The sequence below is a fragment of the Pseudomonas sp. IPO3749 genome (assembly GCF_013386605.1).
Lineage (GTDB): Bacteria > Pseudomonadota > Gammaproteobacteria > Pseudomonadales > Pseudomonadaceae > Aquipseudomonas > Aquipseudomonas azotoformans_A.
In genome coordinates, this window is record NZ_JACARN010000123.1 from 1 (window position 1) to 10,296 (window position 10,296).

Annotated in this window: 12 protein-coding genes and 1 pseudogene; 8 read left to right on the forward strand and 5 right to left on the reverse strand. The window is 59.0% G+C overall.

All coding sequences use genetic code 11. From position 1 onward, the window contains the following. From HX812_RS30980 to HX812_RS31000, 5 genes and pseudogenes are all read left to right on the forward strand, one after another. Window positions 1-210, forward strand: a pseudogene (locus HX812_RS30980) (D-xylose ABC transporter ATP-binding protein); the annotation flags it as partial. A gap of 26 nt (window positions 211-236) precedes the next feature. After that, entirely contained in the window at window positions 237-1,259 is a 1,023-nt protein-coding gene (locus HX812_RS30985; RefSeq protein WP_016975559.1) for an ABC transporter permease, read from the forward strand. 406 nt (window positions 1,260-1,665) lie between these two features. Beyond that, complete coding sequence (locus HX812_RS30990; protein WP_010564800.1) at window positions 1,666-2,070, forward strand: TraR/DksA C4-type zinc finger protein; 405 nt, start codon at window positions 1,666-1,668, stop codon at window positions 2,068-2,070. Window positions 2,071-2,613: 543 nt separating this feature from the next. Further along, entirely contained in the window at window positions 2,614-3,846 is a 1,233-nt protein-coding gene (locus tag HX812_RS30995) for a methyl-accepting chemotaxis protein (RefSeq protein WP_371317991.1), read from the forward strand. A gap of 115 nt (window positions 3,847-3,961) precedes the next feature. Then, window positions 3,962-4,165, forward strand: a complete 204-nt coding sequence (locus tag HX812_RS31000; protein WP_034104418.1) for a hypothetical protein — start codon at window positions 3,962-3,964, stop codon at window positions 4,163-4,165. Window positions 4,166-4,172: 7 nt separating this feature from the next. Here the strand turns inward: HX812_RS31000 and HX812_RS31005 are convergent, their stop codons facing one another. From HX812_RS31005 to HX812_RS31015, 3 genes are all read right to left on the reverse strand, one after another. Next, on the reverse strand, window positions 4,173-4,409 hold the full coding sequence (locus HX812_RS31005; RefSeq protein WP_038848516.1) for a DUF2789 domain-containing protein: 237 nt from the start codon (window positions 4,407-4,409) through the stop codon (window positions 4,173-4,175). Between the two features lie 67 nt (window positions 4,410-4,476). Then, window positions 4,477-4,707 (reverse strand): hypothetical protein, encoded by a 231-nt coding sequence (locus tag HX812_RS31010; protein ID WP_038848515.1) that lies wholly within the window; start codon window positions 4,705-4,707, stop codon window positions 4,477-4,479. A gap of 110 nt (window positions 4,708-4,817) precedes the next feature. Continuing rightward, window positions 4,818-5,093, reverse strand: a complete 276-nt coding sequence (locus HX812_RS31015) for a hypothetical protein (protein ID WP_080642417.1) — start codon at window positions 5,091-5,093, stop codon at window positions 4,818-4,820. Window positions 5,094-5,510: 417 nt separating this feature from the next. Between HX812_RS31015 and HX812_RS31020 the strand changes: the two genes are divergently transcribed. Beyond that, the gene (locus HX812_RS31020; RefSeq protein WP_174890956.1) at window positions 5,511-5,960 is read left to right on the forward strand and encodes a hypothetical protein; all 450 of its coding nucleotides are present in this window, start codon (window positions 5,511-5,513) and stop codon (window positions 5,958-5,960) included. 133 nt (window positions 5,961-6,093) lie between these two features. Beyond that, the gene (locus HX812_RS31025; RefSeq protein WP_038848511.1) at window positions 6,094-7,110 is read left to right on the forward strand and encodes an ABC transporter substrate-binding protein; all 1,017 of its coding nucleotides are present in this window, start codon (window positions 6,094-6,096) and stop codon (window positions 7,108-7,110) included. Window positions 7,111-7,189: 79 nt separating this feature from the next. Here HX812_RS31025 and HX812_RS31030 read toward each other — a convergent pair whose 3' ends face one another. Both HX812_RS31030 and HX812_RS31035 read right to left on the reverse strand, forming a co-directional pair. Next, entirely contained in the window at window positions 7,190-9,316 is a 2,127-nt protein-coding gene (locus HX812_RS31030; RefSeq protein ID WP_038848509.1) for a TonB-dependent siderophore receptor, read from the reverse strand. Window positions 9,317-9,411: 95 nt separating this feature from the next. Continuing rightward, window positions 9,412-9,801 carry a DUF2946 domain-containing protein gene (locus HX812_RS31035; RefSeq protein ID WP_016975551.1) on the reverse strand — a complete coding sequence of 130 codons (390 nt, stop codon included), beginning with the start codon at window positions 9,799-9,801 and terminating at the stop codon, window positions 9,412-9,414. Between the two features lie 93 nt (window positions 9,802-9,894). Between HX812_RS31035 and HX812_RS31040 the strand changes: the two genes are divergently transcribed. Continuing rightward, window positions 9,895-10,296: DUF3995 domain-containing protein (locus tag HX812_RS31040; protein WP_178949150.1), on the forward strand; the 402-nt coding region annotated here is incomplete at its 3' end.

A 10,296-nucleotide genomic window follows, 5' to 3' on the forward strand; every position in this document is an offset into this window, starting at 1 on the left:
GCCAAGGCCGAGATCTACCGATTGATTTCATTCCTCGCCAGCGAAGGCATGGCCGTGATCATGATTTCCTCCGAATTGCCCGAAGTGCTGGGCATGAGCGACCGGGTCATGGTGATGCACGAAGGCGAATTGATGGGCACCCTAGACCGCAGCGATGCGACCCAGGAAAAAGTCATGCAGTTGGCCTCCGGGATGACGGCAGTCCACTGACGTACAGAATAAGAAGGTGATTGGCTATGAACGCAATAACGGACAACAAACCTGCGACGGTGCCCACTAAAAGTCGTCGACGCATGCCCACCGAGCTGAGCATCTTCCTGGTGCTGATCGGCATCGGCCTGGTCTTCGAGCTGTTCGGCTGGATCGTGCGGGACCAGAGTTTCCTGATGAACTCCCAGCGCCTGGTGCTGATGATCCTGCAAGTGTCGATCATCGGCCTGCTGGCGATCGGTGTGACCCAGGTCATCATCACCACGGGGATTGATCTGTCCTCTGGCTCGGTGCTGGCGCTGTCGGCGATGATCGCCGCGAGTCTGGCCCAGACTTCCGACTTTTCCCGTGCGGTGTTCCCGAGCCTGACCGACTTGCCGGTGTGGATCCCGGTGGCGATGGGGCTGGGTGTGGGGCTGCTGGCGGGGGCGATCAACGGCAGCATCATCGCGGTAACCGGCATTCCGCCGTTCATTGCGACCTTGGGCATGATGGTTTCGGCCCGTGGCCTGGCGCGTTACTACACGGAAGGCCAGCCGGTGAGCATGCTCTCGGACTCCTACACGGCCATCGGACATGGCGCGATGCCGGTGATTATCTTCCTGGTGGTGGCGGTGATCTTCCATATCGCCCTGCGTTACACCAAGTACGGCAAGTACACCTACGCCATCGGCGGCAACATGCAGGCGGCGCGTACCTCGGGCATCAACGTCAAACGCCACTTGATCATCGTGTACAGCATCGCCGGACTCTTGGCTGGCCTGGCGGGTGTGGTGGCCTCGGCACGTGCAGCGACCGGCCAGGCCGGCATGGGCATGTCCTATGAGCTGGATGCGATTGCTGCGGCAGTGATCGGCGGTACCAGCCTGGCGGGCGGAGTAGGGCGCATCACCGGCACTGTGATCGGCGCGCTGATCCTTGGGGTGATGGCGAGCGGGTTTACCTTCGTCGGTGTGGACGCGTATATCCAGGACATCATCAAAGGCTTGATCATTGTGGTGGCGGTGGTGATCGACCAGTATCGCAACAAGCGCAAGCTCAAACGCTGACTCAATCTAAAAGTGTGGGAGCGGGCTTGCTCGCGAAAGCGGTGTATCAGTCACAGGTGTGTTGACTGGGAGACCGCATTCGCGAGCAAGCCCGCTCCCACAGGGGCTCATCGCCGGTCAGTTTCAACCGTTTGTCTTCTATATAGCTCCACAACACTGAATTTCTTGCTATAAACGCACTCCGATGACCATTCGCCGAGCCCGTCCTGGTGCTTTTGGGGGTTATCTCGGAAAAATTGCCTGTCTTTTCAGTTGCTGCGCCCTCAAGTCGGCCTTAGACTGCCGCCCCTCGTAAATTGAGTGCCGGGTGGCGCTTGAAATGGATGGCGCCCTTCCGAGACCTGCAGAGGCCTTCCGGAACGCTCCCTTATTCGCCTTAATGCACGTATTTTTTATAGAGAAATCAATGACAAAGGAAAAGTTGCTGGCCATGCCGGCGGATGACTACATGAATGCCGAACAGCACGCTTTTTTCGAGCAGTTGCTGCAAGACATGAAAGTGGAACACCACGAGCGCATTGAGCAGAACCGTATCGCCATTGAAAGCCTGGATACCCCGGCTGACCCGGCTGACGCTGCTTCCGTTGAAGAAGAGCGCACCTGGCTGGTCAACGCCATTGACCGCGACCAGCGCATGCTGCCGCAGCTGGAGCGTGCACTGGAGCGCATCAAGGAAGATTCCTTCGGCTGGTGCGATGACAGCGGCGAGCCTATCGGCCTCAAGCGCCTGCTGATCAGCCCCACCACCAAGTACTGCATCGAAGCGCAAGAGCGCCACGAGCAGATCGACAAGCATCAGCGCCAAGCCTGATGCGGTGAAGCGGGGGACCGTCCAGCGGTTCCCCGGAAATGACCCGTTACACCCCGTCTATTGATCTGCTGCAAGCCACCCCACTAAAGGCCCATGGATAATGGCCCGATAGTGGCGTTTAATGCAGCGACAATAATGACAAGCAGTGGGGTAACGAAGATGGCTGGAGACGGATCTCTGATGGGCGCAGCAGTGTCACCGCAAACGGTGGCGCGCGGGCTGCCCGGCTGGCTGACGCCCCTGTTGCAGAGCACCGCCCTGGTGTTGGTCCTGCTTGGGTTGGCGCTCGCCAGCCTGCCGCTCTACCTTTGCCTGCCACTGGCTCTGCTGGTGATCTGGCTGCCTCGATTGAAAAGTCGCACCCCTGTTATCGCGTCTTCCGATGCCGTCGATGCCATCGGCGAATTGACGCGCGACCTGTCCTACACCACCAGTCATAACGCATTGTCCGCCGCCGGTGTGGCCTATTCGGTCAAGCAACTGGCGGCGCGCGTGCAATCGCAGCTGGGCGCGGCCAAGCAGATTGTCAGCAGTGCCGAGGTGATGATCGGCACTGAAAAGGTCACCTCCCAACTCAGCCGTGAAGCGCTTGGTGCCGCCAGCCAGGCCCATCAACGCAGCACCGAAGGCCGTGAAGTGCTGGCCCAGTCGATCACCCGCATGCACCAGCTCAGCCAGCGTGCGAATGCCAGCCGTGAACTGATCGAAGCCTTGAGCCTGCGCAGCGAAGAAATCCAGCGGGTGACCCTGGTGATTCAGTCCATTGCCAGCCAGACCAATCTGCTGGCACTCAACGCGGCCATCGAAGCGGCGCGGGCCGGTGAGCATGGGCGCGGGTTTGCGGTAGTTGCGGATGAAGTGCGTGGGTTGGCGGGGCGTACGGCCACGGCCACCGATGAAGTCGGGGTGATGGTCGCGGATATCCAGCAACGCACCGCCCAGGTGGTGGAGCAGATTCGCCAGCTCTCAGCGGACCTGCATACCGGCGTCGAGCAGGTGGAGCATGCCGGCGAGCAGTTGCAAAGCATTGCCAGCCTGGCGGCCGATGTGGAAGGCCAGGTCAATGAGATCGCCCAGGGCACCGACACCAATCGCACTCAGCTGGACAGCCTGTTTCATGCGGTGGAACAGATGCGCAGCGACTTGGCCGTCAGCGACCAGCAAACCCGCCAGTTGGCCGACGCTGCCGTGCAGATGGAAGGCCAGGCCGAAACCATCAGCGAGCGCCTGGCGGAAGTCGGGCTGGATGACTATCACCAGCGCATCTACGACCTGGCGCGCGAGGGGGCGAGCCGGATTGCTGCGCAATTCGAAGCCGACGTGCAACAGAACCGCATCAGCCTGGATGACCTGTTCGACCGCAGCTACACACCGATCGCCAACACCCGCCCGAGCAAGTACCACACCCGGTTCGACGGCTACACCGACCAAGTGTTACCGGCGATCCAAGAAGCGCTGCTGCCACGCCATGAAGGCTTGGTCTTCGCCATTGCCTGTACGCCGCAGGGCTATGTGCCGACGCATAACAAGGCGTTTTCCCATGCGCTGACCGGCGATGCGCAGGTGGATGCGGTGCAGAATCGCACCAAACGCAAATTCGAAGACCGCACCGGGATCCGTTGTGGCAGCCACCAGCAGGCGGTTTTGTTGCAAACCTATACCCGCGACACCGGAGAGCTGATGCACGACTTGTCGGTGCCGATCATGGTCAAGGGCCGGCATTGGGGCGGCTTGCGCCTGGGCTATAAACCCGAGGCAGTAAAGGGCGGGCGCTAGGGATTGTTGCCGTTTATGCAATGGAGCTATTCCGGGGATAGCTTTTTCCAACTGGAAGAAAACCGTAGCATGGCCAACATTGTTAGCCAGCTAACTAATGCTGCGGAGAAGCTTCATGCAAAACAAAGTCGATGTTGCCGTGATGATAGGCAGTGGCGTACCCCCAACCCTGCGTGCACTGGGCCAGAAGGCATGCTGGGTGGTGTTGCTCAACGGTGAGCAGCGCGGTACCGCGTTCGCCAGTCGCGATGAGGCGGAGGAGTGCAGGGCTGCCTGGCAGGCGCTGTTGCGCCTGGAACAGTCGGACAGCCTGCATTGAGACGGGTTTATTGCGATTGATGCAGACGTTGATTCAGCTCATCCACGGGAATCGCCCATTCAGCATCCTCGCGCAGCTCCTCTTTCAGAAAGGCCGCTTGTTGTTCAGACCAGAACGGTGCATCGATCAGCTTTACGTCTTCCGGCAAAGGGTGCGCGACGATAAACGCGTCGATGGCGTCCGGGGTTGAGTCCAGGCCCAATTGTTCGAAGAGGGTTTCGAGGGTAGGGATTGGCGCGTCCATATCGTTCTCCATGCAGGGGGTGGTTATGCATGGGAGGGTCGTGGCGCAGCAGAGTTCTATCGGATTGTCAGGAATTCAACGCCCCGGCATCCACAGCAGCTTTCAAGGCCTTGGCGGATTCCTTGGCTGCAATGGCAGCAGCGTCAACGGTTTTGAACCAACGGTCTTTTTCCACCTGGTGTGTAGTCACAGTGGTCAGCGGAGGCTTGGCCCGCATGATGATCACTGCTTGGAACTCACCGTCTACTTCCCTTGCGTCGCCATGGATGAAAAATTCGCCGATATCAAATTCCGTCACGTAGAGCCTTCCCTTGGAGATAACTGCACTGGAGAAACCTGGCCCGCAGGGCACAAAGTTCAGTGGACGGGCCAGTATGGCAGTTGTTGCGGGTCGGCGGCGCAGTTAAGTTATCGTGCGGACGAAACGACTGCTCCGTGAGGGGCTTGCAGCTGGGCTTCAAGTGTCTTGGCCAGTTCACACGCCTTGACATGGCCGCTGCGAAAGCCTTTTATTCGACCACTGAGCACTTCACGAATATGAAAGAAGTTCTTGCCGGCAGGTACGACTTGGTAAAGAACCGAATCCGAGTACCCGTCGAAGCCGCCCAAGCGGTAGTATTGAGCCTCGCCCTGACGTGATGAATGGGGGGGCGAAGACATTGCATTGTAGGTTGATCGTTGCATGGCCTGCTCCTTTCGATCGATCTGGTTGACTTGATTGCAACGTTTTGGGTGGTTTTAATCGGTACTGCTGTTTTAGTATTGTCGTCGACGACCAGCGCCCGGTTCCATGACAGCGTGTTTATTTGTGTTTGCGTGTCGGAAAACTGCATTTTTAATTGGGTTATTTTCTGAAGTGGGTCGGCCCGTATTCTCGGGCCATTGAACCTGTGATCTCCTGTGCTGCCAGATGACCTTGCACAAGGTCCATCGCGTACGTCTGTACTAGTCTTATGGTGTGACAGCGGGTTCTTCTTCAGTTTTTTTCAAAGAATGAGTGATGTGATCGTGCCGTAATGGCCGTTTTTTTGTGCTGCCCGCTCTGGCGGACGGCGCTCTTTTCGATGTGGGGGCGTTTCCTTGGCAGTCAGTAATCTGGATATGCACGCGTTGTTCGTGCTGGGTGATTTGCGCGCAAAGTTGGTCAAGCAGTTTCAATCCCGTTTTGTTTACATCACTGAGCAGACGCCGGAAGGCATCTACATCGCCGAAATCGATACCGAGGCGGCATTGGTTGTGGATGACAAGCCGCGCCTGGAACTCAAGGTCGGCGATCACTTTCGCGCAGCGGTATTACCCAGCCGTGAAGGTGGCAAGTTCGAGCTGAAGTTTCGCGACATCAAGTTGACCGTCTATGGCCTGGGCGACTACGCCTTTGTGTCCTCGGCCGAAGGCCAGGGCATCGTGTTCAAGGAAGGCCACAGTGTGATGCTGGTGTTTGCCGCCAACGAGCAGTTGCAGGAAGGCCTGACCAAGACCCTGAAGGCCGTGACCGGCAAGGCCGCCAAATGGCGCAAGGGCGAACTGGTAACCTTCAAGGCCAGCGAATAAGCATCAAATTCCTCGAACACCCCTTATCTCCCGGAACCTCTACTACAGTTGAGTTGACTTAACTATTCAGAGGCTTCGCGCATACGTAGCAAAGCCGTCCGCTGTCTGCTGCGTTATCGCGAGGTGCAAGGGCATGAAAGGATTGAGAACACTGCTGGCTGCCTCCCTGACGACCTTGAGTCTGTCAGTGGCCCCTCTGCCGGTTTCGGCCGCCGAGGCCCCGATACACTTTGCCGATTTGAACTGGGAAAGCGGCAGCCTGATTACCGAAGTACTGCGAGTGATCGTCGAGAAGGGCTACGACTTGCCCACCGATACCTTGCCGGGCACCACCATCACCCTGGAGACCGCCCTGGCGAAGAACGACATCCAGGTGATCGGCGAAGAATGGGCCGGCCGCAGTCCGGTGTGGGTCAAGGCCGAAGCCGAAGGCAAAGTGGTTGGGTTGGGCGATACGGTCAAAGGCGCGACTGAAGGCTGGTGGGTGCCGGAATACGTGGTCAAGGGTGACCCCGCCAAAGGCATCAAGCCTTTGGCGCCGGAGCTCAAGAGCGTGAAGGACCTGGCGCGTTACAAAGATGTGTTCAAGGACCCGGAATCCCCCGGCAAGGGGCGCTTTCTCAACAGTCCCATCGGCTGGACCTCGGAAGTGGTCAACAAACAGAAGCTCAAGGCCTATGGGTTGGACGACAGCTATGTGAACTTCCGCAGTGGCTCGGGCGCGGCACTGGATGCCGAGATCGCCTCATCAATCCGCCGGGGCAAACCGGTGCTGTTCTACTACTGGTCGCCAACCCCGCTGATGGGGCGCTACAAGTTGATCCAACTGGAAGAGCCGCCCTTTGATGCCGAGGCGTGGAAGACGCTGACGGATGCGGATAATCCTGATCCGAAGCCCACGCGCTCGTTGGCGTCCAAGTTGAGTATCGGGGTGTCGACGCCGTTCCAGAAGGAGCATCCGCAGATTGCGCAGTTCTTCGAGAAGGTTGAGTTTCCGATTGAGCCGCTGAACAAAGCCTTGGCAACCATGAGTGAAAATCATACGGCGCCACGGGACGTGGCCCAGGCGTTTTTAAAGGAACACCCAGAAGTTTGGAAGGCCTGGTTGACCGAGGATGTGGCGCAGAAGGTTCAGGCAAGCCTGAAATGATCCCGGATCTAACTGCCAGGTGAGGATCAAATTGTGGGTGCTGGCAAGCCAGCTCCCACATTGGCCTGTTTTTCCAAGGCTAGAACTTGGTTTGCACCGCCAGCTCAAATGTCCTCGGCGAGCCCAGGTAATACGCCGGCGACACATGCGCAAATTCGGCATACACCTCATTCGTCAAATTGCGCACCCGGCCCGTCACCGAGGTGTGCGAATCGACCTTATAGCGCAGGAACGTGCCGAACAGCGTGTAGGCTGGCACCGTCTGGGTGTTGGCGTTATCCGCGTACACCTCGGCCACATATCGCGCATCCACGCCCCCTTGCCAATCTTCGGCAAAATCATAGGTCAGCCACAGGTTACCCACGCGCTTGGGCACGTTGGTTGGCGTATTACCTTTACGCGAGACCACCGCGCCACTGGCGATTTTCTCGTTGAAGTCGTCGTACTCGGCGTCGACCCAGGCGAAGTTGCCCTCTGCTAGCAGCCTTGGCGTGATGCGCAACGAACTGGCCAACTCGATGCCTTTGGATGACTGCGCGCCGACCGGAATGCTGTTGGTCGGGTCCTGCGGGTCGGTCACGGCAAAATCCTTGCGCTCGATCTTGTACGCGGCCACGGTGGCCGAGCCACGGCCGTCCAGGTAATCGAACTTGCTGCCCACTTCCCACTGTTTGCCCGTCGAAACATCAAACACTTGCGTGGTGGTGTTCGGCTGCTCGGCGGCGGTGCTGTATTGCACATACATGTTGGCCGACGGGATGAACTGGTAAGTCAGGCCGACGCGACCGGTCACCGGTTCCCAGCTGCGCTTGAAGTGGCGGGGATTGGTGGCGGTGATCGCGCGGTGGTTGGTGACGTCCAGGTCGATGGCGTCGTAACGCAGGCCGGTGAGCAGTGAGAGTTTATCGGTGAGCCCCAGGCGGTTCTCCACGAACAGCGCCTTGGTGGTGACCTCGTTGGTCTTGTCCTTGCCGAACTTTTCACGGGTTCGCGGGATGTCGTAGAAGTGTCCAGGGTTGTAGTGGTTCGGGTCCACGCTGCTGTTGCCCGGCACATTCAACGGGGTGTTGGTGGTGCTGTTGACCTTGTATTCGAAACCGCCAGACCAGGTGGTCGATAGGCCAAAAAAACTGTCATCGTGGCGCAGCTCGAACTGGTTGCCGTTCTGTTCGCCCTGGTGGCGTACCTGATAGGCCGTCGAGCGGTTCACCGCGCTGTTATCGGCGTTGTATTGGTAGGTTTCCAGGTTGCGATAATCACGCTGGCTGTCCAGGTGATAGAGGGTGTTTTTCAGGGTGGTGTTGTCGTTGAGGCGGTAGTCGATGATCGAGCGCGCCCAGATCGTGCGCTGTTCATAGCGGCCGTCAGCAACGTTGTAGTTGTTGAAGCGGTTGTGCTTGTCGATCTTCAGCTCGCCCACCTTGGGATTGAGCACCGGCGTACCCCAGTAAGGGCTGTCTTCATGCTCATCCTGGTATTCCAGCGCCAGGGTGTGAGACAGGTTGGGCGTGAGGTCGCTGAGCAGGGAAAACGCCAGGCTCCAGGCCTCGCGCTGGTCGCGGTCGATGTAGCTGTGATTGGTGTTGCGGCTTACATCCAGGCGCGCGTAGTGCTGCACCTCGGCGCCAGGTTCGGTCAGGGCGTGATTGACGCCAAACGCCATGCCGGCGGTGTCATAGCTGCCATAGGTGAGCTGGCCTTCGGCGGCCTGTTCCTCGCGGGTGGCCAGCTTGGTCACGTAGTTGAGCGAACCGCCCACGGAGCCGGCGCCGTTGATCAAGGAGGAGGGGCCGCCTACCAGCTCCACCCGATCATAGATCCACGCATCCACTGGCCGGGCCAGGCCGGTGGCGATATTGATCCCGTTGAACATCTGGGTGATCTGGCTGCTGGTAAAGCCACGGTAGGAGACAAACCCGCCAAATCCTGGCGGGGCGCTGGCATTCACGCCAGGCAAGGTGTTGGCGGCATCGCGGAAGGTCTTGGCGCCGTGGCGCTCGATGTCATTGCGGTTGGCGATTGCCACCGACGCCGGGGTTTCGCGCACACTCAAGCCCAAGCGCGAAGCCATGCCGCTGGATTGATCCAGGGCCAGGCCAGGCTCGACGGTTTGTTCGCCATCAATGGTGGTCGGGGCCAACTCAAGGGCCCAGGCGCAGACAGGCAGGCAGCCGAACAGGCCCGCCAGCAGGGGAAGATGTTTCATGGTTGAATCCTGAAAAACTTGGCTTGAAAACAACGCACAGCCGCCCGTACGTCCTCGCGGAAACGGTGGTCAGTGCAGATTGGAAAGCGAAGGGATCAGGCGAAAGCAGGCGGTGCGCGCGGATTAGCCGCAGGCCAGGTAAAGCGGGCAGGAATGTCGGCAGCCAGGACAATGGCCGGCGGCGGTGCATGGGGCTGTGGCAGTACTGCCACATTCAAGCTGGAACTCAGCGCCGGGCCCATGCCACCGGTGGAACACAGCGGGCAACCAAACGCCTTGGACAGCGTTGGCAGGTTCTCTTCAGTGGAGTTGGACGGCTTGGGCGCCTGGGTGCGCGGGTCTACGGTACAAAACTGACCGCCGATGCCATTGAGCTGCATCCCGACCATCTGCCCATGACCGATACTGCAGGCGAACACATTGAACAGGACGCAGCAATAGAGCATCCAGGCAATGAGCGAGCGGTCGGCACGAGCGATTTTCATGGGGCGGCACTTTACCATCAGCTGCCGACGAAATGCCTGCAAAAAATCTCCAGGCGACTATCCTCTTTCGCACCTTTTAAGGGAGAGCCAGCCATGAGCTTTGTGGTCGCACGATGGATTGTCGGCATTTTCACCTTCATCAGCATGGTGCATCTGTACTGGGCTGCCGGCGGAAAACTCGGCTTCCAGGCCGCTATCCCCCAATTGCCCGGCGAATTCGCTCGCGGGCCGAAATCGGCGTTCAAACCCTCGGCGCTGGCTACGTTTCTGGTTGCCATGGGGTTGGTGGGGATTGCATTGATGGTCTGTCTGCGGGCGGGGCTGTATTTCTCGGCGGTGTCCCACGGGGCCTTGCAGTGGGGAATCAGCGCGATTGCGGTGGTGATGTTTGCCAGGGCGATTGGGGATTCGGAGTTGGTGGGGTTTTTCAAGAAGGTCGGTGGTTCGCGGTTTGCGCGGCTGGATACGTATTTTTATTCGCCGTTGTGTCTGGTG

Excerpts from the sequence above, each read along its gene's own strand:
- HX812_RS30995 (WP_371317991.1), top strand. The coding sequence starts at position 2,614 with ATGATCGGCACTGAAAAGGTCACCTCCCAACTCAGCCGTGAAGCGCTT.
- HX812_RS31035 (WP_016975551.1), bottom strand. The coding sequence starts at position 9,801 with ATGAAAATCGCTCGTGCCGACCGCTCGCTCATTGCCTGGATGCTCTAT.
- HX812_RS30990 (WP_010564800.1), top strand. The coding sequence starts at position 1,666 with ATGACAAAGGAAAAGTTGCTGGCCATGCCGGCGGATGACTACATGAAT.
- HX812_RS31000 (WP_034104418.1), top strand. The coding sequence starts at position 3,962 with ATGCAAAACAAAGTCGATGTTGCCGTGATGATAGGCAGTGGCGTACCC.
- HX812_RS31025 (WP_038848511.1), top strand. The coding sequence starts at position 6,094 with ATGAAAGGATTGAGAACACTGCTGGCTGCCTCCCTGACGACCTTGAGT.
- HX812_RS31020 (WP_174890956.1), top strand. The coding sequence starts at position 5,511 with ATGCACGCGTTGTTCGTGCTGGGTGATTTGCGCGCAAAGTTGGTCAAG.
- HX812_RS31030 (WP_038848509.1), bottom strand. The coding sequence starts at position 9,316 with ATGAAACATCTTCCCCTGCTGGCGGGCCTGTTCGGCTGCCTGCCTGTC.
- HX812_RS30985 (WP_016975559.1), top strand. The coding sequence starts at position 237 with ATGAACGCAATAACGGACAACAAACCTGCGACGGTGCCCACTAAAAGT.
- HX812_RS31005 (WP_038848516.1), bottom strand. The coding sequence starts at position 4,409 with ATGGACGCGCCAATCCCTACCCTCGAAACCCTCTTCGAACAATTGGGC.
- HX812_RS31015 (WP_080642417.1), bottom strand. The coding sequence starts at position 5,093 with ATGCAACGATCAACCTACAATGCAATGTCTTCGCCCCCCCATTCATCA.